Here is a 26,753-nt window from a genome sequence, read left to right on the forward strand (position 1 = left end):
GAATGTTGGATATCGTTTTTCGGGAGCATGGTTGAATGCGAAATCCGACACCCTTGCCAGCTTCCCTTGATCCCGGTGGCTTCCTCGTGAAAGACGCCTACGCCGAGGGAGTCCCGCGATGGCGCCTTCAGACCGGTGACCTCATCACCCCCAGCAGGGGCATACGAGTGCCAAGAACCAGCGAGCCCGACCTTGAGTTGCTGGGCCGGTTGCACTCCTCAGTGACGCCACGGAGCGCCGTGAGCCATGTGACCGCCGCGCTTCTGTGGTCCATTCCGCTGCCCCTTTATCTGGAAGAGGAAGGCCGCAGCGGCCTGATCCATGTCACTCGACGCCAGGAGATAGGCCGCGTAAAACGTCGGGGAGTGGTTGGGCATCGGGCTCCACTCCTGGCCAGGGATGTCCGGGTCTTCAAGGGCATCAACCTGACATCTCCGGAGTGGACGTGGGTGGATCTCGCGCGACACATGGGCCGGGCTTCCCTCGTAGCCTCCGGCGACTACTTGCTGGCGCGGACGAACCCGCTTTCTTCGATCGATGCCATCCAGGAAGTCATTGACCGGCGCCCCAAGGTTAAGGGAATCCGGATGGCTCGAGAGGTCCTGCCGCTGTTGCGCCCAGGAGTGGACTCACCGCAGGAGTCCCGCTTGCGCGTGATGATCGACGACGCCGGTCTGCCGGAGCCGGCGGTTACCCGGCCGATCTTCGACGAGCGTGGAATCTACATTTCCACGCCCGACCTGCAATACGAGGAGTACAAGATCGCTCTCGAATATGAGGGTGACCATCATCGGAGTGACCCGGCGCAATGGGGTAAGGACATTGAACGTGATGATCGGCTCCGGGCCATGGGGTGGATCGTGCTGAGGTTCTCGCAGGTCCAGATGAATGCTGGATGGGCACATTCCGAGCGGAAGATCAGGGATGCCCTGAGTTCGCGCGGGTGGCTGCGACTGCCGTCGTGAGTTGTGGGGCCTAGTGTGCGTCCCATGTGGGAAGGATGGCGCGCAGATCAGGCCCCGCAACGGGGTGGCCGAGTTTGTGGGGCCTGGTGTGCGTCCCAAGCCGGACGAATGCCGCGCAGAGCAGGCCCCGCAACGGGGTGCCGCAATCCAGGAGCGAAGACGCAAAAGCGGGGTGCCAACGAAACACGATAAACTCTCCGTATCCCCACCACCCGCGACATCTACGCGAACTAAGACGGAGACTTTTGTGAGCTTGACGCAGCTTGACCGTGTTCCCATCCGCCGTGCACTGATCTCGGTTTACGACAAGACGGGACTGGAGGAGCTCGCGAAGGGCCTGCACGCAGCAGGCGTCGCCATTGTTTCCACCGGCTCCACCGCCAAGAAGATTGCCGCCGCAGGCATCCCGGTCAAGGAAGTCGAAGAAGTCACCGGCTCCCCGGAAATGCTGGACGGCCGGGTCAAAACCCTGCACCCCCGCGTGCACGGCGGCATCCTGGCCGACCGTCGCGTTCCGGCGCACATGGACACCCTTGCCGGCATGGAGATCGAAACCTTCGACCTCGTTGTGGTGAACCTGTACCCGTTCGTCGAGACCGTGAAGTCCGGCGCGGCGCAGGATGACGTCGTGGAGCAGATCGACATCGGCGGCCCCGCCATGGTGCGTTCGGCCGCGAAGAACCACGCCGCCGTCGCCATCGTCACGGACCCGAACTTCTACGGTGCCGTTGTCGACGCCGCTGCGCACGGCGGTTTCGACCTGAACACCCGTCGCCGCCTGGCTGCCAAGGCCTTCGCGCACACGGCCAGCTACGACAACGCTGTTGCCTCCTGGACCGCCAGCCAGTTCCTGGACGAAGACGGCGACGGCGTCATTGACTGGCCCGCCTACGCCGGCTTGGCCTTGGAGCGCTCCGAGGTCCTCCGCTACGGCGAAAACCCGCACCAGCAGGCTGCCCTCTACGTGGACAAGGCCGCTCCGGCGGGCATCGCCCAGGCCGACCAGCTGCACGGCAAGGCAATGAGCTACAACAACTTCGTCGACGCCGATGCCGCCCTCCGCGCAGCGTTCGACTTCGCCGAGCCCGCCGTTGCAGTGGTCAAGCACGCCAACCCGTGTGGTGTCGCCGTCGGTTCCGCTGACGCGGCCGACCCGATCGCTGACGCCCACGCCAAGGCACACGCCTGCGACCCCGTCTCCGCTTTCGGTGGCGTCATCGCTGCCAACCGCACCGTGACTGCAGGCATGGCCCGCACCGTTGCCGACATCTTCACCGAGGTCGTCATCGCACCTGACTTCGAGCCCGAAGCCGTGGAGATCCTCTCCAAGAAGAAGAACATCCGCCTGCTCGCCCTGCCCGAGGGCTATGGCCGCTACCCGTCCGAGATGCGCCAGGTTTCCGGTGGTGTCCTGGTCCAGATGAGCGACAAAGTGGACGCCGAGGGCGACAACCCCGCCAACTGGACCCTCGCTGCCGGCGAAGCCGCTGATGCCGCCACCCTCGCGGACCTCGCATTTGCCTGGACTGCCTGCCGCGCTGCCAAGTCCAACGCCATCCTGATCGCCAACCACGGTGCTGCCGTGGGCATCGGCATGGGCCAGGTCAACCGCCTGGACTCCTGCCGCCTTGCCGTGGAGCGCGCCAACACGCTGGGCGTCCAGGTGGAGTCCGACGTCGAAGGTGCCGGCGGCGCGTCCAACGCCAGCGGTGCCAACGCACCGGAACGGGCACGCGGCGCGGTTGCAGCCTCCGACGCGTTCTTCCCGTTCGCTGACGGCCTGCAGATCCTGATCGACGCCGGTGTCCGCGCCGTCGTCCAGCCCGGTGGCTCGGTCCGCGACGAGGAAGTCATCGCCGCAGCCAACGCTGCCGGCATCACGATGTACTTCACCGGCGCACGCCACTTCTTCCACTAGTCCCCACCGCCGCCCTAACCTCGCTGCGCTTCGGCCAGGGAACCCGGGCGGCGTGGGCCCACAACGGAAACGGCGGCCGCCCCGGAAGGGGACGGCCGCCGTCGTTGTTAACAGGGACTTGCTACATCAGTTACGAAGCCGCAGCGGTGTTGTAGGTGGACTGGATTACGGTGCCCCAGTAAGGGCCGTACATGGTGCTGGAGTTGCTGCCGTAGCCGTAGCTGTTGACGGAGTTCTGGTAGCCGCTGGAGCTGTTGCCGATGAACCACGGACCGCCCGAGGAACCACCGGTCATGTTGCAGGGGATGCCCTGCGTGGCGAACTGCGGGTTGTAGGGATCGTTGGTGGCGGTGCCGGAGCAGCTCTTCAGCGATTCGCCGTTGAAGGGTGAGGCTGCCGGGTAACCGAAGGACTTGTAGCTCAGGCCACGGGCGGCGTTGAACTGGACACCGGAGGAGCCCACGACGTCGGCGAGCTTCTGGCCGTTGAGGGTGTTCATGACGGCGAAGGCGGTGTCGTACTGCATGTTGCCGTTCGATGCCCACTGGGTGGGGGCGTACAGCGCCTTTGCCGTCCACTTCCCGTAGGGTGCTGCACCGTTGAGGTAGGCGGGCACGAAGACGAAGTTGGTTGCGTAGGCGCCCGGACCTTCGTTGAGGCAGTGGCCGGCGGTGGACACTGTGCTCTTGTTGGCCGCTGTCACGGAGTTGCCGGAGCAGACGTAGTTGGAGCCGCCCAGGGTGAAGAAGATCTTGCCGATGTGCTTGACCGGCGTTTCGCTTTGGTTGACCTTCCGGTCGATCGTGGTGGAGTCGGTGGCCGCAGGCTGGCCGGCGATGCTGCTGATGGCGCCCGGGGCTTCGGTGGCTGGCGCTTTGCCCAGGTTGAGGAGCCGGCCGCGTTCCAGTGCCTTTGCGGCCAGGATGTCGCCGGACTTGGCGTTCTTCATGCGTTCCGGTGTCCAGTAATCTGCAGCGCCGGCGTCGGAGACTGCATGGCTGCTGACCGCTGCGCCGCTGGTGTCCGCGTCCTTTGACGGTGCTGCGTTGGCGCTGGTTGTTCCTACCAGCGCCAGGATTGCGGCAGCGGACAGACTCAGCAGGCTTGTGGCCAGGGTCTTGGTTTTTGTCACGTTGTTCCTACCTATCGAGGGAGTGAGGCGGCCAGTGATGGCGACCGCCGACTGACGGAATCGAAGCTACCCAACGTATGACAAGTTTGTAAAGAGATGTTTCAGAGTTTGTGATAATTTGCTGTCATTTCCTTGTCGTGCTGTGGGGAGGAGTACACGACGGCGGCAGGCAGCTGCGGCGGTCAGGTCGCCGTCGGGGGTAAATCGCTTTCCCGGGCGGTAACCCAGAGAGTGATCCCGGACACGAAGGGCCGCCAAAACGGTCTACTCGGGTAAGTTAGGAGTGTTGAAATCTGCAGACTTTCAGGGAGAACCCCGCCAATGGCCAAGATTATCTATACCCACACAGACGAAGCGCCGATGCTGGCAACCTACTCATTCCTGCCGATTGTGGAAGCGTATGCCTCGACCGCAGGTGTAGAGGTGGAGACCCGCGATATTTCGCTGGCCGGCCGCATCATCGCCGTCTTCGGCGATTTCCTGACCGAAGAGCAGCGCACGGGCAACGCCCTTGCCGAACTTGGTGAACTGGCAAAGCAGCCGGAAGCCAACATCATCAAGCTGCCCAACATCAGCGCCTCCGTGCCGCAGCTCAAGGCTGCCATCGCCGAGCTCCAGGCCCAGGGCTTCGCCCTCCCGGACTACCCGGACAACCCCTCCTCGGACACCGAGACGGACATCCGCTCGCGCTACGACAAGATCAAGGGTTCCGCCGTGAACCCGGTGCTGCGCGAAGGCAACTCCGACCGCCGCGCACCCCTGTCGGTCAAGAACTACGCCCGCCAGAACCCGCACTCCATGGGTGCCTGGTCCGCTGACTCCAAGACCAACGTCGCCACCATGGGCCAGAACGACTTCCGCTCCAACGAGAAGTCCGTCGTCCTCGACGCCGCCGACTCCCTCAGCGTCCAGCTTGTCCGCGAAGACGGCACCACCAAGGTCCTCAAGAAGGACTTCCCGGTCCTGGCCGGCGAAGTTGTTGACGCCACCGTCCTGCGCGCCGACGCCCTGGACGAGTTCCTCAAAGCACAGGTTGCCCGCGCCAAGGAAGAGGGCATCCTCTTCTCCGCACACCTGAAGGCCACCATGATGAAGGTCTCCGACCCCATCATCTTCGGCCACGTGGTCAAGGCTTACTTCTCCGAGCTGTTCGACACCTACGGCAAGCAGCTGGCAGCCGCCGGCATCAGCCCGAACAACGGCCTCGCAGCCATCCTGAGCGGCCTGGAAGACCTGCCGGAGGACGTCCGCGAAGGCGTCAAGGCAGCCATCACCAAGGGCCTCGAAGAGGGTCCCGCGCTGGCAATGGTTGATTCCGACAAGGGCATCACCAGCCTCCACGTTCCCTCGGACATCATCGTTGACGCCTCCATGCCGGCCATGATCCGCTCCTCCGGCCACATGTGGGGCCCGGACGGCAAGGAAGCCGACACCCTGGCCGTCATCCCGGACAGCTCCTACGCCGGCGTGTACCAGGTTGTGCTGGACGACTGCCGTGCCAACGGGGCGTTCGACCCCACCACCATGGGCACTGTCCCCAACGTGGGCCTCATGGCGCAGGCAGCGGAGGAATACGGCAGCCACGACAAGACCTTCGAGATCCAGGCAGCGGGCACCGTCCAGCTCGTGGACAGCAAGGGCAACGTCCTGACCGAACACCAGGTCTTCCCCGGTGACATCTGGCGCGCTTGCCAGACCAAGGACATCCCCGTCCGCGACTGGGTCAAGCTGGCTGTCACCCGTGCACGCGCGTCCCAGACCCCGGCAGTGTTCTGGCTGGACGAGGGCCGCGCCCACGACGCCAACCTCATCGCCAAGGTCAACGAGTACCTCAAGGACCACGACACCGAGGGCCTTGAAATCAAGATTCTCTCCCCGGTTGAGGCCACGGCCTTCACCCTGGAGCGCATCCGCAAGGGCCAGGACACCATCTCCGTCACGGGCAACGTCCTCCGCGACTACCTCACGGACCTGTTCCCGATCCTCGAGCTCGGCACCAGTGCCAAGATGCTCTCCATCGTTCCGCTCATCAACGGTGGCGGCCTGTTCGAGACCGGCGCCGGCGGCTCCGCTCCCAAGCACGTCCAGCAGCTGGTCAAGGAAAACCACCTCCGCTGGGACAGCCTGGGCGAGTTCCTGGCCCTGGCCGTGAGCTTCGAGCACCTGGCCACCACCACCGGCAACGCGCGGGCACAGGTTCTTGCTGACACGCTGGACCGCGCCACGGGCACGTTCCTGCTGGAAAACAAGTCCCCGCGCCGCAGCGTCGGCGAACTCGACAACCGTGGAAGCCACTTCTACCTGGCCATGTACTGGGCACAGGAACTGGCCAAGCAGACCGAAGACGCCGAGTTGGCCAAGGACTTCGCCGGTATCGCCGAAGCCCTGACCTCCAACGAGGAGACCATCGTCGGTGAGCTGGCAGCCGTGCAGGGTCCCGCCGTCGACCTTGGCGGTTACTACCGTCCGGACGCCGCCAAGGCTGCCGAGATCATGCGCCCGTCGGCTACGTTCAACAAGGTCGTTGCGACCCTGAAGTAGTCACCGCGAAAAGACCCCGCGAGCATCACGCTTGCGGGGTCTTTTTCGTCCCCCCATTGGAGTTTTTGTACACATAGCGTCCTTAAAAGCCCCTCTAAAGGGCATTAGGTGCACAAAAACTCCTAGCGGTCGGCGAGGAACCGGTCAGGTGCCACGCCGCCGTCGACGATGTCCTTCAGCACCCGGCCAATGGCCGGCGTGAACTTGAAACCGTGCCCCGAGAATCCGGCGCCCACCACCAACGGGCCGAAACCGTCCAGGACGAAGTCCTCCGTGGGGGTGGTGGTGTAGGTGCAGCTGATGGGAACCGCAGTGGAAGGATCGACGCCGGGGAGCCACTCTTCCGCGTACCGCACCAGGGCTTCGAGCTGCTGGGGGATGGGCTCGAACGTGCGCTCATCAGGGTCCATGACGGGCCCGACGCCGTGCCAGCCGGCCTTGACGCCCTCTCCAGGGGTGAGCATGCCGTAGACCGGGCTGAACCAGTATTCGTAGAGTTCGTTGTTCGGGTCGGGGTCCGGATTGTGGTTGAAGCTCGGCCACACCAAGGTGTTATCGGTCGGGGTGAAGTGGGCGGGCTGCTCCTGGGTGACCACCAGTGCGGGCAGCTTGACGAGGTCCTTCAGGACTTTGGGGGTCCAGGCTCCGGCCGTCACCACCACGCGGTTGGCGGTGTACTCGGTTTCCTCCGTCACCACCACCACCGAATCGGCGCCGTCCACCCGGATGTCCCGGACCGGCGTCGAATACTTGAAGACCGCGCCGTGCGACTCCGCCGATTTCCGCAGCGCCACCAAGGCGTCAGTCGAGCGGATCCGGCCGGATCCTGGCACAAAGAGGACATCGGTGGAGAAGTTCATGCCCCGCCAACGGTCCGCGGCCTCGTCGGCGGACATGAAGTAGCTCTCGATGCCGCGTTCCTGGTGTGCTTCCCGCACCAGTTCCAGCTTGGGGATGTTGCCATGGTTGGCCAAGCCCACGAGGTCCAGCAGCGGCGCCCCGTTTTCTGCCGCGAGCTCGTCCCAGAGGGTCTTGGACTCTGCGAGGAGGTCAAGGTAGTCGGCCTCGGCGTAGGCGGTGTTGAAGTTGCGGGTTGCTCCGTGGGAGGCACCGATGTGGTGGCCGGCCTCGAACTGTTCCAGCAGGACCACCGAACGTCCGGAGCGGGACAACTGCCATGCAGCGGCCGATCCCATGGCTCCTCCGCCAACAACTACAACATCAACCTGCATGCCTGCTCCATCCACAACGTCCGCGAGACCAACCGTGGCTCCAAGAAGAGCCACCTCCCATTCTGCCCCCAGTTGGGTTGGAACGTGGATTGGGCCGGAATGCGGGTTACGCAGCCAACCGCCGGCGGATCCACGCGGAGAACTGGTCCACCACGACGATCAGCACCAGCACGATCAGGATGTGCGTGAGCATGGAATCGAACTGGAAGGACTTGATGGACTGGTTGATCAGCAACCCGATGCCACCGGCGCCCACCAGGCCAAGGACCAGCGAGGACCGCACGTTCACGTCGAAGCGGTACAACAGCAGGCCCACGAATTGCGGGATCACCATGGGCAGCGTGGCATTGGCGACCTGCTGGATCCGGTTGGCGCCGGCGGTCCGCAGCGCCTCCTGCGGCCCGGCGTCGATCTCTTCCATGGACTCGGCCCACAGCTTCCCCATGACACCGGTGTTGTGGCAGATCAACGCGAGGACGCCCGCGAACGGACCCAGGCCCACGGCGGTGACAAAGATCAGGGCAAACACTATGTCCGGAACCGCCCTGAAGAAGGACAACACAGCCCGGGCAGCTTGGTACACCGAAGGATGCGGACTGGTGTTCCTTGCCGCAAGCGAGGCCAGGAGCAAGGCGAACGGCACGGAAAACGTGGTGCCGAGCAAGCCGATCCACAGGGTCACGAGCGTCGCTTCCAGTCCGGGCTTCACGGTCCGTTCCCAGCTCAGGTCCGGCGGGAAGGCATCGCCGATGAACGCCGCCATGCCTCTCCAACCGTCCACCAGCAACTCGGGTTTGAAGCCCGTCCCTTGGATGGCCACAGCGTGAAGTCCGACGACGACGGCCGCCACTGCCGCCGTCGTGATCCACCGCAGGGGCTTCTTCGGGCGGACCAGGGCCACGCGGCTTTTGCTTGTTGAGTCCCGGCGCACGACGGCGGGGGTCAAGGTATGGGGTGTCATGCTGCGATGTTCCTGTCCGGGGCATACAACGTGTTGAGGTGTTCGGAGGTGACTTCCGTGGAGGGAAGGTCGAAGTTCATTGAGCCGTGCAGCAGCCCGATGGACCTGTCCGCGTAACGCAGTGCAAGGTCCGGCTGGTGCAGCACGGCCGCGACGGCGAGGCCTTCGGAGTGTGCGAGTTCGCGCAGCAGTGCCATGACTTGTTCAGCGGCGTGCGGGTCCAGCGCGGAGACCGGCTCGTCAGCGAGTACGACGTCGGCACGCTGGCACAGTGCCCGGGCTACTGCCACGCGTTGCTGCTGTCCGCCGGAAAGCCGGCCAACTCGGTCGAAGGCACGGTCCGCCATGCCAACGCGGTCCAGGCAGTCCAGGGCTTCCTGCTGGACTTCGGCGGGGAACAGCAGCGGAGTGAGGGAACGGACTGTGGGGATGCGTGCCAGGGCTCCGGCGCAGACGTTATCCAGGGCCGTGCGGCGCGGAATCAGGTGGATCTTCTGGAAGATCATGGCCATCCGCTGCCGCGCCTGCAGGAGTTCGCGGCCCTGGAGACGGTCCAGTGCCGTGCCGTCAATGCTGATGCTTCCGGCATCGGGAGCGGTGATGCCCATGACGCAACGCAGCGTGGTGGACTTGCCCGAGCCGTTGGCGCCGAGGAAGGCAACCAGTTCACCGGGGGCGACGGAGAAGTCGACACCCTGAAGGACGGTCCTGCCGTTGAAGGACTTACCCAGCCCTTGGACGGAGAGCGGCATTACAGATCCTTCTCCGTGAGGTGCATGGTCTTGGCGAGCTCGAACAGGGGCGTGTAGTTGTCCTTGGTGACCTCCAGCAACGGGCCGGGAGGGGTCACGTCCAGGAACTCTCCAACCTTGGCAACGTCGGCGGGCTCCAGTGACAGGAACGCCTCCTTGACGGCTTGTTTGAAGGCGGGATCGGCGTCGCCGCGTACGGTGATGGGATCGTTCGGGATGGGGTTGGACGTCCAGACCTGGCGGAAATCGTCCTTGGCGAAGGTTCCCGCGGCGATCGCCGTGGCCAGCGTCTGCGAGTTGATCTCGGCCGCGTCCACCTTCCCGTTGGTCAGGGCAAGGAGTGCCTCCGGGTGGCCGCCGGTGTAGTCCATGGTGAGGTCGGCGTCAGCGATGCCTGCCTCACGGAGACCGAACCGGGGCAGGACATCGCCGCTGGTGGATCCGACGCTGCCCAGGGCCAGGGACTTGCCGTTGAGATCGCCGATTGCCTGGATGGGGCTGTCCTTGGGTACCCAGATTCCGGCCGTGTAGCTGCTGAGCTCCTTTTCTGCCGTGCCGAATGAAACCAGTGGTTCTGCGCCTGCCTTGGTGTCGGCGAACACGTAGCCCAGCGGACCGAACTGCCCCAGGTCCAGCTTGCCGTTGCGCATGGCGAGGACTTCGGCTGCGTAGTCCTCCACCACCTGGACTGTGACCGGGCATTCGAGCTTTTTGGAAAGGGCAGCGGCCAGGACGTCGTAGGCGGGCTTCAGCTTGGCCGGGTCCTCGTAGGGCTCGATGCCGAACTTGATCCCGCCGTTGGGGCAGGTGGCCGACACCGTCCCGGGGGAGGACTGGTCTGGAGACGACTGGGCTGAGCCGCCGCATGCGGTCAATGCCAAAGCAGCGGCGAGGGCAAGCGCGGAGCCGGTGAAGAGCGTGGTTTTCATGGGAATCCTTAGGCGAAGGGAGGGGTGGGGGTACGGAGGAACTCAGGACAGACGCGACACGTTGCGGTGTGCCAGGCCAAAGGACAGGGTCATGCCGACGCCGGAGGTCACGGACACCACAGTGACGCCCGGTTGGATGTCGCGGACCAGGATCGGGGCAACGTCCGAGGACGCGTAAATGCCTTGCCAGCGTTCGATGATTTCCAGGGGCCGGCCGATCCTGCCGCTGATGTCGTTGTTCAGGGCGTCGGTGACTGTCTCGTCCAGGAACGGGTCGGCGGTGCGGTGGTAGTGGTGCGAGTCGCCCAGGATGATGGTGCCGTCGGGGCGTTGGGTGAACATGACGTTGGCGCCGATGTCCAACAGTTCCGGCTGCTTGGCTTCCACTTCGGAGCGCAGGGCCTCCGCCGCGGGCATATCGGTGAAAGCCGGGTAGCGGAGCATGGACGTTGCGGTGAGCACAGCCGGTGTGAAGCGGACTCCGGCTGGCCCGGCAGCCAATGACATCTGGAGCGCGCACCGCTGGATCCTGTGTTCCGCAGCGAGGTCCGGGAACAGGTAGTCGACGTCGTGGCCCACGCACACGAACACTTGCTTCGCCTGCAGCACGCCGCGCGATGTCTGCACGGTCACGCCGTCCGGCGATTGGCTGAAGCCCAGTGCCGCGGTGTTCCAGTGAAGTTCGACGCCGGGCTGCCGGCTCAGCCATTCGGCCAACTTTGCGACGGTGGTCCGGGGATCGACGCGGAGGTCGTCGCGGAGGAAGGCTCCGCCGACCAGGCCGGGCCAAACGCCTTGGCGGGTGCCGCCGTCGGGCAGTCCGGCCGCAACCGGGTCCAGGCGCTCCCGTGTCGCGGCAGGGGAGAGCAGTTGCACTTGGCCGGGCTCGCGGACTGCGGAGAGTTCGCGCAGGACAGCCATCTCTGCATCGGCACGGGCAAGGACCACTGCGCCGGATTCAACGGCCCAAAAACCTGCCTGCTCGGCGAACTCGAGCCAGTACTTCCGGGACGTCTTTGCGAGCTCGTACAGTTCGCCGGACTGCGCCGTGATGCAGCAGTGGCCGAAGTTCCGTACCGAGGCGCCGGCGGCGTGGTGGTCGCGTTCGATGATGGTGACAGTCAGTCCGTTGGCAACAGCGTGGGCGGCATGCGCCAGGCCGATGATGCCGGCGCCGACGACGACGACGTCGACGGCTTGGCCGGGGCTGTTGCCGGTGGCTGAGGTGGGGTTGCTTGCGTTGTTCACACTATCGACCTTGACGGCACGCAAGAGGTGAATCAAGCTACATCGCCACTTGTATATACAAGTTAATCAGAATTTAACCTCCGTTCATGTTTGTTCACGCCGGATTCATGTGGGATGCAGCGAAAGAGGCTCTCTTGATGCTGGAAACTTGTATTATCAACTGGTGAGCACTCAGCAAAACGCACCCCTCCATGTCCGGCTCAGCGAGGAATTCATGCGCCGCATCACTGACGGCGAATGGCCGCCCGGTTTCCAGCTTCCAAGCGAGGCGGAGCTGTGCCGGGAGTTCGGAACCTCCCGCGGACCGATCCGCCAGGCGCTCGCCTTCCTCCGTTCCGAAGGCGCGGTTACAGGTGGCCGGGGCCGTCCTCCGATGGTCCGTTCGTCCGTGCCGTCGCAGTCGTTCTCCACCTTCAACTCGTTCACCGAGTGGGCGCTGGGGATCGGCAAGAAGCCCGGCCAGCGAACCCTGGAGGTGGCACGACGCGAAGCGAGCCCGGAAGCTGCGGAAGCGCTCGGACTGGTGCCGGGGACAACGGTTGTGGAAGTCCTGCGGGTCCGCTATCTGGATGAAGCTCCGGCCATGATTGAGCGCACCACGTTCGTCCTGGACGTAGGCCGGAAACTGTTCGACTTCGACACCGACTCGGGATCCATTTTTGCGTTCCTCAAGGACCAAGGCGTGGATCTGCACAGCGCACGGCACACCATCGACGCAGTAGCGGCCAGCGACGAGGACGCCGAACTCCTGGAGCAACCCGAAGGAATTCCGCTCCTGCGCGAACGCCGCATCACCCGTTCCGGTGACGGTCAGCCCCTTGAATACTCAGAGGACCGCTACCTGCCGGCCCTTACCAACTTCACCATCGACAACACCGTGGAGCGCAGGGCAGCCCTGGTCCGCATCCACACCGAAGGAGCCACCCCATGATCAAGCTCGTAGCCTGCGATATGGCCGGAACCACCATCGACGAACACGGTGACGTCTATGTTGCCCTGGCCCGCTGCGTCGAAGAAACCGGAGCCGACACCAGCCCCGAGGCCGTCCAGGAGTGGATGGGTGCGGACAAAGTGGAGGCCATTACCGCTTTGATCGAAGCCGGGGGAGGAACCGCAACGAAGGACGCAGCGACCGCAGCGTTCGCGCGGTTCAAGGAACTCCTGGGCGGGTTCTACGATGCCAACCCGCCCGTCCCGCTGGAAGGCGTCGAAGACGCGTTCCGCGAACTCCGCCGCCGGGGCATCAAGGTGGCCCTGACGACAGGCTTTTCACGCGACGTCGCCGAGCCGCTTCTTGAGCGGCTGGGGTGGGGCGTCGGCGACGGCAACCTGCTGGACGCCGTCGTGTGCTCCGACGAAGTAGCCGCCGGGCGTCCGGCGCCGTTCATGATCCACCGCGCCATGGAGCTGACGGGAGTCCAGGATGTCCGCTCGGTCATGGCAGCGGGCGACACTGTCAACGACCTCGCTGCGGCCAACAACGCAGGGGTCCTGGCCGTCGGCGTACTAACCGGCAAGCTCGGGCGCGACGAGCTTGCCGCGCACCCGCATCACCACATACTGGCCGGAGTGAAGGACATCCCGGCGCTGCTGTCCTAGCTTCTCTTTCCAAGGTCGCCGGATTGCGGGCGTTTGGCCGGGAGCGCCGGGCATGGAAGATTGGACTGCGTGAAATTCCTTCACCCTTCACCCAAGTCCTCCGCCCGTGGCGTCACGATACTCCGCGTGGTCTTCGGCGCGCTCATCATGGTCCACGGCTTCCAGAAGTTCATGGCCGGCCATGCCGCGTTCGCAGCATCCGTTGCTGCCATGGGTGTGCAGAAGCCGGAAATCGTTGCGTGGCTGGTGATCGCCGGTGAGCTGGGGCTGGGGCTGCTGCTGGTCCTCGGAGCGCTGACCCGCGTGGCAGGGTTCCTGTCGGCTTTGATGTTCGCCTCGATCTGGTTCGTGACGGAAGCGGGCAAGCCCCTGCTCACGGACAAAGCGGGCGTGACGGCGGAGCTGCTCATCATCTACTTCGCCGTGTCCGTGGCCTTCGTTTTCCTGGGCTCCGGGGCCTTCTCGCTGGACCGCAAACTGGCCAGGCAGCCAGGCCGCAAGGGGTCTTAACCCGTCCTGGTTAAATCACCGGGCGTCATTGGGGTAACGGACACCCAGCTGGGAACGGACGCCGTCGAAGAGGCGCATCACATTGATGGAGTCTTCCAGCGGCATCACCGGGCTCTCGAGGAGTCCTTGCTGAACACAGCGGGTCACCTCGCGCAGTTCATAGGTGTAGCCGATGCCTGCAACGTCGAAGTGCTCGTGACGGGGCTCGTCCCAGCCGACCCTGACCAGCAGCTCACGCGGATTGTTCACCGATCCCACTGTCTGCAAGTAGCCAAGGCCGCCGGCAACGGTGGCTGTCCTTGGCCCATGGGCCATCAGGGACGACGTCAATTGCGCCTGTGCGCCCGTGTCATATCCCAGCGTCAGTGCGTTCTGCGTGTCCACGCCGTCCTCATTCAGCGATCCGATCGCCGTGACCGACTGCGGGAAGCCCAGCGTCCCCAAGGCCCAGAGCAAGGGATACACCGTGATGTCCAAGAGCGCTCCGCCACCGTCGTTCAGGGCCCAGATGCGGGCCGAAGGATCGTACGGTGCCGGGAATCCGAGATCCGCGGTAACCCACTGGATTTGCCCCAGCTCACCGGACGCTGCGATCTCGAAAGCCCGCTGCATGCTCGGCAGGAAGCGGCTCCACACCGCCTCCATGAAGAACACGTTCTGCTCACGCGCGATCTTCACCAGTTCCGTGGCCTCACGGGCATTAATGGTGAGGGCCTTCTCGCATAAGACGTGCTTTCCGGCCCGCAACGCCGCAGAGGCGATCTGGAAGTGCTGGGCGTGGGGTGTCGCCACATAGACCACGTCCACCGCAGGATCCTCGAACAGACGCTGGTAGCCGGGAACACCGGCGTCGTCCCCGTATCCCTTGGCGAAACCCGAAGCGTTGGCGAAGGCATCCGCGGCAGCCTGGGTCCGGGAACTCACGGCGTAGAGTTCCGCGTCCTCCAAGAGGGCCAGGTCCTGGGAGACGCTCTTGGCGATATTGCCCGTGGACACCACGCCCCACCGCAAAGGTTGCCCGGTGGCAGCGCGAGGATCCTGGTTGTCCTGGGTTGTGAGCCACGGCACGGCAATAGGAAGAGTCATGCCAGCCATCCTCTCATTCCGCGCAGGCGTTGGCGGCCAGGGGCACAGCCGTCCTTGTGGGCGCACTCGGCGGAGCCATTCCGGCGCTCGTGGCGGTGCGCGTCAAGGTCATCGACGCGATCCGGTTCTGAGCTCCTCGGTCAGCCGGCCCTGCTGGAGACGGAAGCAGCGTTCGGTTTTCTGAGCCAGGCTGCGGTCGTGCGTGACCACCAGGATGGTGGTGTTGTGGTCGCGGCTCAGGGAGCTCAGGAGTTCGATGATGTGCTCGCCGGTCTGCTCATCGAGGTTTCCGGTGGGCTCATCGGCGAGGATCAGCTTGGGCTCGTTGGCCAGCGCCCGGGCAATCGCCACACGCTGCTGCTCCCCACCGGACAACCGGTTGGTCCGCCGCGAATGCTTCTCCGGATCCAGCTGAACCTGCTCAAGCAGTTCCTTGGCCCGCTTCAGCCTGGTCGCTTTGCGGACTCCGGCGAACTCCATGGGCAGCATGACATTGTCCACGGCACTGAGATTGGGGATCAGGTTGAATTGCTGGAAGACGAAACCGATGTCGCGGCGGCGGTACTCGGTCAGCTTGCCGTCCGGCAGCCCCGCCAGGCTGACGCCATCGACGACGACGTCCCCTGAGGTGGGCTTGTCCAATGCGCCCAGGAGGGACAACAGTGTGCTCTTGCCGCTGCCGCTCTTGCCCACGATGGACGACAACGAACCCTTTTCGAGCTCGAAGCTCACGCCGTTGACTGGCTTGATGGTCCGGTCACCGGACTTGAACTGACGGACCAGGTCCTTGACTTCAATCACGGCTATTCTCCTCGGAGTACTTCGATGGGACGGATGCGGGCGGTCAGCAGCGCCGGAACCAGCGCACCGATGATGGCGACGGCGAACACTGCGGCGATGCCGGCCGCGAGGACGCCGGGGGAGACGCTGGCCGTGACGGAGCTGAGCAACTGTGAGGCCCCGCCAAACGGACCTCCCTGCCCGCCGCCGGGGAAGCCGCCACCACCGGGTACCGCCCCGTTTGGCATGGCGCCGGCAAGGCCGCCGCCGCGCTGGTTGGTGGGGGCCGCCGTCGTGGTTGTGTTTGAACTGATCAGTGCCGAGGCGATGCCGCCACTGGCGAACGATGCAATCACCGCGCCCACTACGCTGCCCATGGCAACGAGAACCAGGGACTCGAGGACAAATTGCAGGCCGATGGTGCGGTTGGGAGCACCGATGGCTTTCAGCACGCCGATTTCGCGGCGGCGTTCACGGACCAGCATGACCATGATGAGCAGGATGATGATCCCCGCCGTGGCGAGGGCCGCAATGAAGGCGACCATGGAAATGCTCTTCACGCTGTCCAAGGAGCTGACGGCTGTTTCAAGGTTGCGCTGGCCTTGGGTGACGTCGGCTTTATCCGTGCCGAGAGCCGATTGGACGGCCGTTTTGGTGCTGTCGACGTTCTCCATGCTGTTGACCGTGACGATCATGCTGGAGAGCTCGTCCGGTGTTGACGCCAGGGTCTGGGCTTCGGGGAGCGTCAGGTAGACGGCATTGTTGCCGAACGCGGTGCCGGCGTCGAAGATACCGGCCACTGTGAACGTCTTGTCCTGCACGGTGAAGGTGGACCCGACACTCAGGCTGTTCTTTTCCGCCAAGGACGTGCCTACCAGGGCCTTCCCACCGGCAGCCGTGTAATCGCCCAGCCCGGTGCCGCTGGTGATATTCAGTGCTTTGCCGGTGCTGTCGACCTCCGCACCGATGCCCGTTGCCGTGATCGGAAGGGCCCGGGCGGGCAGGGCGGTGGTGCCCGTTCCCGAATTTCCGTTGGCATTGTTGCGGTTGCCCAGGGTGCCGGCGTCGATGGCCGCTGTCAGGTTGGTGCTGACCGTAGCCTGCTGGCCTCCAGGGCCGAAGCCGCCTCCAGGAGCCGCCTGCTGCGTGGTTCCTGTGGTTCCTGTCGTTGCAGTCTGCAGGCGCAGGGCCTTGGTTCCGACTACCGAGGTGACATTGGCGACCGACGCCACGGTCCCGGCTTCCGCCGTCGTGAGGGGTTCGCCGCCGCCTTCGAAGCCTTGCCCGCCCGCCGGGTTGACCGTCAGGGTGGTGCCTACGGAGGCGTTGAGCTCCTGCACTTTGGCGCCCACCGCCTGGTTGGCCACGAGCATGGCCAAAGCCAGCCCGATCGCTACGGCGAGGACGGCGACCACCGCCGCTGTTCTGATTTTGTTGCGGAAGGCATTGCCTACGCTTCGGGCAAGGACGCTCACGTTTCTCCTCTGGACCTGCAAGTTCGTGGCCCACGGGACGCGGGCTGCAGGTCCAACATTGCTGAGCGCTGCTGTGCGGCACTCCAGCCGAAGCTATGTGTGGGCTGTGAAAGCCTGGGGTCACGAATTCTGCTGGATCATTCACATTCGCTGTTACCCGGAACCCCGAATTCCGGGTCTCTGGCCCGCCCCGGGGGCTCGATGATCCAGCAGAACCTGAGCAAGCGAAAGCCCCGGCCCGCCTGCTGGCGGACCGGGGCTTGCTGTATTACTTGGTGCTCGGGTGTTACTTGGTGATCGGGCCGAGTACCGGATCGTCGACGTAAGCCGTCTTGACGTTCTCAGCCGTAACGATCTGCGGCGGCAGGAGGAACGCAGGAACGGTCTTGACGCCGTTGTTGTAGGAGTCCTTGTCGTTGATCTCCAGCTGCTTGCCGGCCTGGAGGTCCTTCACCATGGTGATGGCGTGCTCAACGAGCTTGCGGGTGTCCTTATTGATGGTGGAGTACTGCTCGCCGGCCATGATGGACTTCACGGACTCAACTTCGGAGTCCTGGCCGGTGACCACGGGCAGCGGCTTGCCGGCGGCCTTGACTGACGTCAGCACTGCACGGGCCAGGGTGTCGTTCGGGGACAGGACGCCGTCGAGCGAAGCGGTGCCGTAGCTGCCGGTGAGCAGCGTGTCAGCGCGACGCTGTGCGTTTTCTGCCTTCCAGCCCTGGGTAACGGCCTGCTCGAAGGAGGTCTGGCCGGAGACTACCTTGAGGGTGCCGTCGTCGATCTTCGGCTTCAGGACGCTCATGGCGCCGTCGAAGAAGACCTTGGCGTTGGCGTCATCCGGGGAACCGGCGAAGAGCTCGATGTTGTACGGGCCGGAAGGCTTCTTGGCCTTCAGTCCGTCCAGCAACGCCTGGCCCTGCAGGACACCGACCTTGAAGTTGTCGTAGGCCACGTAGTAGTCCACGTTGTCCGTGTTCAGGAGCAGACGGTCGTAGGCGATAACGGTGGCGCCGGAGTCCTTGGCCTGCTGAAGCTGGGTACCCAGCTGGGCGCCGTCGATGGCTCCCACGATGATGACCTTGGCACCCTTGGTGACCATGGCGCTGATCTGGTTCTGCTGCTCGGACACGCCGCCGTTGGCGAACTGGACGTCGGCCTTGAAGCCGGCGCCGGAGAGGCCATCGTTGAACAGCTTCTCCGCGAGGACCCAGTTTTCACTGGTCTTCTGCGGAAGTGCGACGCCGATCAGCGAGTCCTTGGGGAACGCTTCCCCGCCTGCCGTGCTGCTGCTTGAGCCGCTGTCAGTGCGGCCGCAGGCTGTCAGCGCCAGTGCCGCGATGGCAGCGACTGCTGCTGCCTTTCCTGCTTTACCAAACATTCGCATATCTTGGTTCACTTTCTGTGTGGGTGGGGTGGAGCGAGTCGAGCGGAAGCGGGATTACGCTTCCTTGGAGATGACCTCTTTGGTGGAGGTGGTTTCGTCGGGCTTGAGTTCGTTGTTGTTGCGCTGGAAGTTCTTCAGCAGCAAACCGGTGATCGAACGCTTGCCCTGGGACTTGTTGTAGACGTCGAAGGCAACTGCGGCCAGGAGCACCAGGCCCTTGATGATCTGGGTGAGGTCGGCGCCGACGCCCAGAAGCTGCAGGCCGTTGTTGAGGACGGCCATGACAAGGCCACCGACGATCGAGCCGATCACGGTACCGACGCCACCGGTAACGGCTGCGCCACCGATGAAGACGGCTGCGATGGCATCCAGTTCCCAGCCAACGCCATCGAACGGGCCCGATGCCGTGGAGCGGCCAACGAAGATCATGCCGGCCAGGCCTGCCAGGACGGACATGTTCATCATGACCATGAAGTTGACCTTCTTGGACTGCACGCCGGACAGCTCGGCTGCGTGGCGGTTGCCACCCACAGCGTAGACGTGGCGGCCAAGGACCGTCTTGTCTGCGATGAAACCGTAGATGAGGACCAGGACGGCCAGGATCAGGCCGGGGATGGGGAAGGACGTTCCGGGGCGGCCGGTGGCGAACAAGTACGTGGCGTAGAGGATCGCTCCGCAGATGAGGACCAGCTTGGTGACCTCAACCCAGAGCTCGGGAACGTCTGCGCCCAAAGCCTTGTTGGCAGCGCGGGCACGCAGCGACATGATGACGACGAATGCTGCAGCAACGATGCCGAGGAGCAAGGTGAGGTTGTTGAAGCCGGTGTTCGGGCCGATCTCCGGAAGGTAGCCGGAACCGAGGTACTGGAAGTCCTTGGAGACCGGGATGGTGTTGGACTTGCCGACAAACTGGTTGAAGCCGCGGAACAGGAGCATGCCGGCCAGCGTCACGATGAACGCGGGTATGCCGACGTATGCCACCCAGAACCCTTGCCAGGCACCGATCACGGCACCAAGGAGCAGCCCGAAGAGCACACCGGCCCACCAGGGCAGGCCCCAGTCACGCATTGCGAGGGCCACGAACACGCCCACGAATGCTGCCACGGATCCCACGGAGAGGTCGATGTGGCCGGCGATGATAACCAGGACCATGCCGATGGCCAGGATGAGGATGTAAGAGTTGCCGTTGAACAGGTTGATCACGTTGCCGGGCGTCAACGTGCGGCCGTCCGTGAAGATCTGGAAGAAGACGATAAGTGCCACCAGGGCGAAGATCATGCCGAACTGGCGGGTATTGCCACCAAATAGCTTCTTGAGCGCGTTCATTGTTTTGGTCCTTGTGTCAGGAAGGGGCGGGGCTGGGCCAAAGGGTCAGGCTGCTTTGCGGGAGGAAGTCATCAGCTTCATGAGGCTTTCCTGGCTTGCTTCGTTCTTGTCCAGGACGCCGGTGATGGCGCCTTCGAAGATGGTGTAGATACGGTCGGACAGGCCCAGGAGCTCCGGAAGCTCCGAGGAAATGACAATCACTCCCTTGCCCTGGTCGGCCAGCCTTTGGATGATGCCGTAGATCTCGTATTTGGCGCCCACGTCAATGCCGCGGGTGGGTTCATCCAGGATCAGGAGGTCCGGGTCGGTGAACATCCACTTGGCCAGCACCACCTTTTGCTGGTTGCCACCGGAGAGTTTGGCTACGCCCTCTTCAACCGATGGGGTCTTGGTCCGAAGCGACTTCCGGTATTCCTCCGCGACGCTGAACTCCTTGCGGTCATCAACTACGGTGTAGTTGCTGATGGCGCGAAGGTTGGCCGCAACGGTGGTCGTCTTGATGTCGTCCAGCAGGTTCAGCCCGAGCGACTTCCGGTCTTCGGTCACGTAGCCGAGTCCGGCGTCGATCGCTGCCCTGACGCTGCGGAGCTGGATCGGTTTGCCGTCCTTGTAGATCTGGCCCTTGATGAACCGGCCGTAGGAGTGGCCGAAGACCGACCTGGCAAGTTCCGTGCGGCCGGCGCCCATAAGGCCTGCGAAGCCGACGATCTCACCGCGGCGTACAAAGAAACTGGATCCCTTGCAGATCAGGCGGTCCTGGATCTGGGGGTGACCCACTGTCCAGTCCTTGACCTCGAAGAAGACTTCGCCGATTTTGGGCTCGTGGTCCGGGAACCGGGACTCGAGCGTCCGGCCGACCATGCCTTTGATGATGCGGTCCTCATCCACGCCATCGCGTTTGACGTTCAGCGTTTCGATCGACTTGCCGTCGCGGATGATGGTGATCTCGTCCGCGATCTGTTCGATCTCGTTGAGCTTGTGGGAAATGATGATCGAGGTGATGCCGCGGCCTTTGAGGCCAAGGATCAGGTCCAGCAGGTGCTGGGAGTCCGATTCGTTCAGTGCTGCGGTGGGCTCGTCCAGGATCAGGAGCTTCACGGACTTGTTCAGCGCCTTGGCGATTTCCACCAGCTGCTGCTTGCCGACGCCGATTTCCTTGATGGGGGTGTCCGGGTCTTCGCGGAGGCCTACCCGGGCAAGGAGTTCGAGGGAACGCTTACGGGCCTCGGCCCAGTCAATGACACCCCACTTCGTCGGTTCGTTGCCCAGGAAGATGTTCTCCATGATGGACAGTTCCGGGATCAGTGCCAGTTCCTGGTGGATGATCACGATGCCGGCCGCTTCACTGGCGCGGATGTCCTTGAACTGCTGCGTCTCGGCCTGGTACACGATGTCGCCGGTGTAGCTGCCGTAGGGGTAGACCCCGGACAGGACCTTCATCAGCGTGGATTTGCCTGCACCGTTCTCACCACAGATTGCGTGGATCTCGCCGGCCATTACGCGCAGGCTTACGTTCGACAAGGCTTTCACTCCAGGGAATTCCTTGGTGATGGAGCGCATCTCCAAAAGGATGGGCTCGCCTTGCGTGTCGAGGGTTGTCATCAGCCCTTACGCCTCCAATGCATGACTTCGTTGTCGGCCCCGCAAACGGCGGAGCTGTCTGATGAAAAAGTAAACTGGATCACCTATCTTGTCGTCAAGACTTGAACGCATGATCCAGCTAACGATTTCGTTACCTACCAGTAATACCGGCGTGCTGGAACACCAAAGCGGCCGCTCCGAGGGCCTCTGCCCGGGCGCCGAGGGAGGACATTGCCAGGTGCGTCGTCTCGCCCACCACGGGCACGGCATGGCGTACCAGGCCCCTGCGGATGGGGTCCAGGAGCAGGTCGCCAAGACCAGCCAGCGGGCCACCGACAACGATGACCTCGGGGTTGATCAGGTTGGAAACGTTCCCCAGTGCACGTCCCACGGCCAGGCCGGCGTCGTCCACGACGCGCTGTGTCGCGGAGTCCCCGGCGAGGCAATTGCGCACGATGTCCTGGGGCGTCAGCAATGTCTCCTGGCCGCGGCCCAACAGCTCGATCATGGTGGTGGTGGACGCTATCGTTTCCAGGCAACCCCGGTTCCCGCAGCGGCACACGAGGCCGTGTTCATGGATCGTCGCGTGGCCGATTTCACCGGTGATGCCGACGTTGCCGTAGTACGGGAATCCGTTGAGGATCAGGCCGGCGCCAATGCCCGAACCGATCTTGAGGAACATGAGGTTGGAGACCCCGCTGTGCGGTCCCCAGGTCACTTCGGACAGCGCGCCAAGATTGGCGTCGTTGTCAACAAAGACGGGGCAATTCAGTGCTTCCTCCAGCCTGTGGAGGATGTCGATGCCCACCCATTCGGGAAGGATGGCGCCTTGCGCGACGGTGCCGGATCTGCGGTCGATCGGGCCGGGAATGCCGGCTCCTGCTCCGACTACGGCCGTTCGGTCGATGCCGTTCTCACGGAGCAGTTTCTCCAGCAGGCGGACCGCAGCGGCGATGCCCTCTTCCGCCTGGTGACCCAAGGGCAACTCGATGTAGTCCTCGGCAATAACGTGGTAACCCAGCGAGGCCAGAACCACCCGCAGGTGGCGGCGTCCGAAGTCGATTCCGACGGCGACAGCCCCGTTGCTGTTCAGCCGTACGTTGGTTGCGCGGCGGCCGGAGCTCGTGGTCGGTTCGGTGGACACCAGGCCGGCGTCCTGCATGATTTTGACGATGTTCGAGATCGTGGCGGTGGAGAGGCCGGTCTGCCGCGAAAGCTCGGCTTGCGTGGACGGTCCGCTCAGCAAGCACTCGATGATGCGCTGCTGATTGAGGTGGCGGAGCGCGGACTGCGAGCCGGGTTTTCTTGGGTGGCTCTTCGTTGAGCGCTGCGTAGCGGGCATGACAAGAAGATTGCCCCAGAAGATGCGTTGTAGTCAAGAAGTGAACACAGCGAGTCAAGCATCACTGACATACTCCAACGCAAGGACACTCTCTAAGTACCCCTTGTGAGGCCCGATATGCGCCCTATCCCCAACTTTTTAGGCGCAGAGCGGGCCCCGCAACAGGGAGGCGCGTGCAATGCGTCCCGGGTTCGCGGCCCGCAGGTCCAATTGCATCGCCGCATGCAACGGAGCTAAGCCTAGGCTTGAACCAAGAAGATGTCCCATGCCCACGGACGGCAGGGATCAGGTGAAACAAGGTGGTAATGATGCTGCTCGCAATCCTGCAGGCGAACGCCTCCGTCATGGACGTGGACGCCAACCTGCGCACAATCGAGGACGCAGCCCAGCGTGCTTCCAGCGCGGGAGCTGCTCTGCTGCTCACCCCGGAGCTGTTCCCTGTTGGTTACGCGCCACTGCGCCTGCATGCCGAGTTGGACCCCGCCACTTTGCCGGCAGTTCGCGAACGCTTGGCCGGGATCGCGCGCACTCACGGCATTGGCTTGGTCTACAGCCTGCCGGCCGTCGCCCCCAAGGAGGCAGCACACGACGACGCCGCGCAGCCGGCTTTGGCCGGCGACGCCTGGCACATCACGGCCACTTTGCTGGACGCTTCGGGCGATGAAATCCTCAATTACGCCAAGGTCCACCTCTTCGGTCCGGAGGAACACAAGGCGTTCGTCGGCGCCCACGTACCTCCCGCCGTCGTGGATTTCAACGGAATCCGCACGTCGATGCTGATCTGCTACGACGTCGAGTTCCCTGAGGCAGTGCGTGCCGCGGCCACCCGCGGTGCTGAACTCCTGCTGGTGCCGACAGCTCTTTCCGCCGGGTTCGAGAACGTGCCGCAAGTGCTCATCCGCGCCAGGGCATTGGAAAGCCAGCTCAACGTGGCCTACGCCAACCATTCCGGCCACGAGGACATCTACAACTTCCTGGGCGGCAGCGTGGTGGCCGGTCCTGACGGTTCGCTGCTCGCCGCCGCAGGGGAGGGCGCAGCGTTGTTGTTCGCGGAGGTCGGTACGGAAACGGTCAAGGCCGCCCGTGACGAAGTCCCGTACCTGCGTGAACGCAGGCCGGAACTGTACAGCGAGTGGGAGCAGCAGGCCTAGGCAGTGGCCTCCCGGTCCGCCGTCACAAACCCGTCCACGTACTGCAGCGCGAACCACAACTCTGCCCGTACCTGCGCCTGGTTGAGGTCCATGTCCAGCAGCTCCCCGAGGACGCCGATCTGCCGGCGCACACTGTTCCGGTGCAGGCCGAGCAATTTGGCGGAGCCGTCCCAACTTCCGTTTTCGCTGAGCCATCCCCGCAGCACGGACAGCATCGGATCCCTGCGGTCCGGTTCCAACGCCAGCACGGGCGCCAGAAGCCGCTCGGCCAGCATGGTCCCCGCTTCGCGTCCCAGAAGGCCGGTGACCGACCACGTCACTTCGTCCACGCGTGCGCTCATGCCACTGGAGACAACCCGGGACCGCAGGGAGCTTGCCCGCTGGTAGGCCGCTGAGAGCCCGTGAAGTTCCGTCGGTTCGCCAATCACCAGGCGCCAGCCCAGTTTTTCGATGTCGGCCAGCAGCGAATCATCGACCCTCAAACGGGTGATCGCCGCGAAACCGTACTCGGTGATCTCCACCAGCTTGGTGTCGAGCAGACGCCGCCATTGGAGCACCTCGCGGACGGGACCATCGTCGGCCGCCCCATCCACCCTGACACCCTGCACCACCCGCATCTGCGCCGACCTGGTGGACGACAAACTCTGTGCCAGCAGGTCCTTGAGGCCGTTGACGTGCTTGGTCCCGCCGGTAGCCAGGGAGTCCGGATGCAGCAACACCGCGGTGGCGAGCTGGCTCGGAGCCAGGGATCCGCTGGTTCGTTGCCGCACCAGCAGTTCCAGCAACCCCACGGCCGACTGCACCACGTTGTTCTGCGCAGGTGTCAGCGGCGCGTCCGAACCAAGGATCAACGCGCCAAGGTTCGCGTCCTTGGTACTCCGCAGGGGGTGCCCGAACACCAGCGCCGATCCCGGCTGCTCAAAGCTGTCCATCTCCACGCGGGGACCGCTGCCGGACAGCAGCCGCTCCAGCATCGGTGCCAGCAGTGAATGCTCGACGCCGTTGCTGCCGCCGGCATTGTGCCCGCGTGCCCTGACCCGCCCGTCCGCCCCCACCAGCAGCGCCCACACCGGTACGCGCTGGACGAGGGCTGCCAGCAGTTCGTGTTCCGGCCTGGGGGAGAGGACCGCGCGCATGAGCTGCCGGTTGGTCTCGGCGAGCTGCCGGAAAACGCGTGCGTTGTCTGTCTCCAGAAGCTGCGAGAATTCAAGACCGATCGCGGCGAACGGGACGGACTCCGGTACCTCGAAAAGGGTGAGGTCGTGGGTGCGGCACGCTTCGACCAGGGCCTCAGGTACGGCGTCGAAGTAGGGTCTGATGCCGAACCCCAGTGCAGCGACCTTGGCGTCCACGAGCCGGCGGACGTAGGCGTCCACCTTCGCCGCCGTGCCGCCCTCCCCAAGGAAGGGCAGCCCGGCGGTGAGGAGGAATTCGCCCTCGGGCAGGTAGGGCGTGGGGTCTTCGAGCTCACTGGGTTCCACCCACCGCAGCAGCGAGCCGCCGCTGCCGCCGTCGTGAATCATTTTCAACTCGGGCGGCAGCTGCTCCAGGAACTGCTCAAGCGTGACGAAGCTCAGGCGGGCGGTGGCGGGCTCAGGCGACATTGCCTTGCCCGGCGGCTGCCGGCTCCTGGTAGTCGGGGCACTGGTAGGCGGTTGTCGAGTAGGCGCGGGGGAGGCGCGGTGCGATCCTGTTGATGATCTCGTCTCCATGGCTGCCGATCGCGGCACCCCAGTCGTCGGCGCTCGCCGCTCCGCTGGAGGGATCGCCGAACAGTACGGCGGTGTCTCCCACGGCGATTCCGGACGCATCCGGCCCAAGGTCCACCATGAACTGGTCCATGCAGACCTTGCCGATTACCGGCACGCTGCGGCCAGCGATGTTCACCACCGAGCGTCCGCTGATGCCCTTGGGAATGCCGTCCGCGTAGCCGAGCGGGATGAGCCCCAGGTACCGGGGTTCGTAGGTGATGGCCTGGTGTTCGTAGCTGACCCCGGTGCCCGCTGGGACCTTTTTCACCATGACCAGCGGCGCAGTCACGCTCAGCGCCGGGCGCAGCCCGAAGTCCGCCGGGTTGAGGTGGTCCGCCGGAGCGAGGCCATAGATTGCCAGCCCTGCGCGGACCATGTCGAAGTGGAATTCGGGGCGGTCCAGGATGTTGGCGGAGCTGGAAACGTGCCGCAGTTCGGGGGCCAGCCCGGCGTCACGGGCTTCACGGACGGCGTCCTCGAACTCGGCGACGGCGGCTGCGTTGCCAGGGTGTGCCGGGACATCGGCCCAGGCCAGGTGGGTCCAGAGGCCGCGGACGCGGAGGGTCCCGTCGATTTCGGCTTGCCGCGCGTGCGCCACGAGTTCCGCCCAGTCTTCCTTGCGCGCGCCGCCACGGCTGAGGCCGCTGTCCAGTTCGAGATGGACGACGGCGGGGCGGCCAAGGCGGCTGGCGATACCCGCCAGGACCTCCAGTTGGCCAACGCTCCCGAGGGACACGTCGATGTCGTTTTCCAGCGCCTCGAGAATGGTGGCACTTGTCTGGGATGCCAGATAGAGCCAGGAAAGGATGGGTAGGGTGATGCCTGCTTTGCGGAGGGCGATGGCTTCCGTGAGTTGGGCTGTTCCCAACCAACCGGCCCCGGCATCGGCAGCAGTTTGGGCGACTTCCACCAGGCCGTGCCCATAGGCGTTGCCCTTCACCACGGCCATGAAGAACGGCGCCTCGGTGCGCTGTTTCAGGGCCTTGACGTTGTCTGAAATGGCGGACAGGTCAACGGTGACCTGTCCGGAGAGGGCCGCTGGGGCAGCCTCTTGATAGTGTGCATTACGTCTCATGGTTGAACACTATAG

Annotated in this window: 22 protein-coding genes; 7 read left to right on the plus strand and 15 right to left on the minus strand. The window is 64.3% G+C overall.

All coding sequences use genetic code 11. The features are described 5' to 3' along the window. Window positions 1-35: 35 nt before the first annotated feature. Both HMI60_RS09830 and purH read left to right on the plus strand, forming a co-directional pair. Complete coding sequence (locus HMI60_RS09830) at window positions 36-965, plus strand: endonuclease domain-containing protein (RefSeq protein WP_193591076.1); 930 nt, start codon at window positions 36-38, stop codon at window positions 963-965. 247 nt (window positions 966-1,212) lie between these two features. Further along, entirely contained in the window at window positions 1,213-2,883 is a 1,671-nt protein-coding gene (gene purH, locus HMI60_RS09835) for a bifunctional phosphoribosylaminoimidazolecarboxamide formyltransferase/IMP cyclohydrolase (RefSeq protein ID WP_018777211.1), read from the plus strand. Window positions 2,884-3,013: 130 nt separating this feature from the next. On the opposite strand, the gene HMI60_RS09840 is transcribed toward purH, so the two are convergent. Then, window positions 3,014-4,015, minus strand: a complete 1,002-nt coding sequence (locus tag HMI60_RS09840) for a serine protease (protein WP_018777212.1) — start codon at window positions 4,013-4,015, stop codon at window positions 3,014-3,016. Window positions 4,016-4,336: 321 nt separating this feature from the next. On the opposite strand from HMI60_RS09840, the gene HMI60_RS09845 reads away from it, so the two are divergent. Further along, window positions 4,337-6,556: an NADP-dependent isocitrate dehydrogenase gene (locus tag HMI60_RS09845; RefSeq protein WP_193591077.1), complete on the plus strand. Its 2,220-nt coding sequence runs from the start codon at window positions 4,337-4,339 to the stop codon at window positions 6,554-6,556. Between the two features lie 122 nt (window positions 6,557-6,678). Here HMI60_RS09845 and HMI60_RS09850 read toward each other — a convergent pair whose 3' ends face one another. The 5 genes from HMI60_RS09850 to HMI60_RS09870 all read right to left on the minus strand — a co-directional run bounded on the left by HMI60_RS09850 (window position 6,679) and on the right by HMI60_RS09870 (window position 11,678). Further along, window positions 6,679-7,788 (minus strand): FAD-dependent oxidoreductase, encoded by a 1,110-nt coding sequence (locus HMI60_RS09850; protein WP_193591078.1) that lies wholly within the window; start codon window positions 7,786-7,788, stop codon window positions 6,679-6,681. 106 nt (window positions 7,789-7,894) lie between these two features. Then, window positions 7,895-8,749: a phosphonate ABC transporter, permease protein PhnE gene (gene phnE, locus HMI60_RS09855; protein WP_110504322.1), complete on the minus strand. Its 855-nt coding sequence runs from the start codon at window positions 8,747-8,749 to the stop codon at window positions 7,895-7,897. Further along, the gene (locus HMI60_RS09860) at window positions 8,746-9,501 is read right to left on the minus strand and encodes a phosphonate ABC transporter ATP-binding protein (RefSeq protein ID WP_110504324.1); all 756 of its coding nucleotides are present in this window, start codon (window positions 9,499-9,501) and stop codon (window positions 8,746-8,748) included. The genes phnE and HMI60_RS09860 overlap by 4 nt, the downstream gene beginning before the upstream one ends. Then, on the minus strand, window positions 9,501-10,430 hold the full coding sequence (locus HMI60_RS09865; RefSeq protein ID WP_039240251.1) for a phosphate/phosphite/phosphonate ABC transporter substrate-binding protein: 930 nt from the start codon (window positions 10,428-10,430) through the stop codon (window positions 9,501-9,503). Before HMI60_RS09865 ends, HMI60_RS09860 begins: the two co-directional genes overlap by 1 nt. A 42-nt stretch (window positions 10,431-10,472) precedes the next feature. Continuing rightward, on the minus strand, window positions 10,473-11,678 hold the full coding sequence (locus HMI60_RS09870; RefSeq protein ID WP_193591079.1) for a TIGR03364 family FAD-dependent oxidoreductase: 1,206 nt from the start codon (window positions 11,676-11,678) through the stop codon (window positions 10,473-10,475). 163 nt (window positions 11,679-11,841) lie between these two features. On the opposite strand from HMI60_RS09870, the gene HMI60_RS09875 reads away from it, so the two are divergent. The 3 genes from HMI60_RS09875 (at window position 11,842) to HMI60_RS09885 (ending at window position 13,787) form a co-directional block, all read left to right on the plus strand. Beyond that, window positions 11,842-12,609 carry a GntR family transcriptional regulator gene (locus HMI60_RS09875; RefSeq protein WP_026267088.1) on the plus strand — a complete coding sequence of 256 codons (768 nt, stop codon included), beginning with the start codon at window positions 11,842-11,844 and terminating at the stop codon, window positions 12,607-12,609. Then, on the plus strand, window positions 12,606-13,277 hold the full coding sequence (locus HMI60_RS09880) for a phosphonatase-like hydrolase (RefSeq protein WP_193591080.1): 672 nt from the start codon (window positions 12,606-12,608) through the stop codon (window positions 13,275-13,277). Before HMI60_RS09875 ends, HMI60_RS09880 begins: the two co-directional genes overlap by 4 nt. A 69-nt stretch (window positions 13,278-13,346) precedes the next feature. Beyond that, window positions 13,347-13,787 (plus strand): DoxX family protein, encoded by a 441-nt coding sequence (locus HMI60_RS09885; RefSeq protein ID WP_018777221.1) that lies wholly within the window; start codon window positions 13,347-13,349, stop codon window positions 13,785-13,787. A gap of 15 nt (window positions 13,788-13,802) precedes the next feature. On the opposite strand, the gene HMI60_RS09890 is transcribed toward HMI60_RS09885, so the two are convergent. From HMI60_RS09890 to HMI60_RS09920, 7 genes are all read right to left on the minus strand, one after another. Next, the gene (locus tag HMI60_RS09890; RefSeq protein ID WP_193591081.1) at window positions 13,803-14,873 is read right to left on the minus strand and encodes a Gfo/Idh/MocA family protein; all 1,071 of its coding nucleotides are present in this window, start codon (window positions 14,871-14,873) and stop codon (window positions 13,803-13,805) included. A 108-nt stretch (window positions 14,874-14,981) separates the two neighbouring features. After that, complete coding sequence (locus tag HMI60_RS09895) at window positions 14,982-15,674, minus strand: ABC transporter ATP-binding protein (RefSeq protein ID WP_110504333.1); 693 nt, start codon at window positions 15,672-15,674, stop codon at window positions 14,982-14,984. A 2-nt stretch (window positions 15,675-15,676) separates the two neighbouring features. Next, window positions 15,677-17,128, minus strand: a complete 1,452-nt coding sequence (locus HMI60_RS09900; RefSeq protein ID WP_193591082.1) for an ABC transporter permease — start codon at window positions 17,126-17,128, stop codon at window positions 15,677-15,679. Between the two features lie 286 nt (window positions 17,129-17,414). Continuing rightward, a complete protein-coding gene (locus tag HMI60_RS09905; protein ID WP_035733403.1) occupies window positions 17,415-18,512 on the minus strand; it encodes a sugar-binding protein in 1,098 nt (365 codons plus the stop codon). A 54-nt stretch (window positions 18,513-18,566) separates the two neighbouring features. Beyond that, window positions 18,567-19,838, minus strand: a complete 1,272-nt coding sequence (gene mmsB, locus HMI60_RS09910; protein WP_018777226.1) for a multiple monosaccharide ABC transporter permease — start codon at window positions 19,836-19,838, stop codon at window positions 18,567-18,569. 45 nt (window positions 19,839-19,883) lie between these two features. Next, a complete protein-coding gene (gene mmsA, locus HMI60_RS09915) occupies window positions 19,884-21,440 on the minus strand; it encodes a multiple monosaccharide ABC transporter ATP-binding protein (protein WP_193591083.1) in 1,557 nt (518 codons plus the stop codon). Window positions 21,441-21,570: 130 nt separating this feature from the next. Further along, window positions 21,571-22,761 carry an ROK family transcriptional regulator gene (locus tag HMI60_RS09920; protein ID WP_018777228.1) on the minus strand — a complete coding sequence of 397 codons (1,191 nt, stop codon included), beginning with the start codon at window positions 22,759-22,761 and terminating at the stop codon, window positions 21,571-21,573. 305 nt (window positions 22,762-23,066) lie between these two features. On the opposite strand from HMI60_RS09920, the gene HMI60_RS09925 reads away from it, so the two are divergent. Next, complete coding sequence (locus tag HMI60_RS09925) at window positions 23,067-23,912, plus strand: carbon-nitrogen hydrolase family protein (protein WP_079581111.1); 846 nt, start codon at window positions 23,067-23,069, stop codon at window positions 23,910-23,912. Here the strand turns inward: HMI60_RS09925 and HMI60_RS09930 are convergent. Further along, window positions 23,909-25,516, minus strand: coding sequence for a PucR family transcriptional regulator (locus HMI60_RS09930; protein ID WP_193591084.1), 1,608 nt, complete (start codon window positions 25,514-25,516; stop codon window positions 23,909-23,911). The two genes, HMI60_RS09925 and HMI60_RS09930, sit on opposite strands and share 4 nt — an antisense overlap. Next, window positions 25,506-26,738 carry an alanine racemase gene (gene alr / locus HMI60_RS09935; protein WP_193591085.1) on the minus strand — a complete coding sequence of 411 codons (1,233 nt, stop codon included), beginning with the start codon at window positions 26,736-26,738 and terminating at the stop codon, window positions 25,506-25,508. Before alr ends, HMI60_RS09930 begins: the two co-directional genes overlap by 11 nt. Window positions 26,739-26,753: the final 15 nt, after the last annotated feature.

It is taken from the genome of Paenarthrobacter sp. YJN-D (genome assembly GCF_015040335.1).
Taxonomy (GTDB): Bacteria; Actinomycetota; Actinomycetes; order Actinomycetales; family Micrococcaceae; genus Arthrobacter; species Arthrobacter nicotinovorans.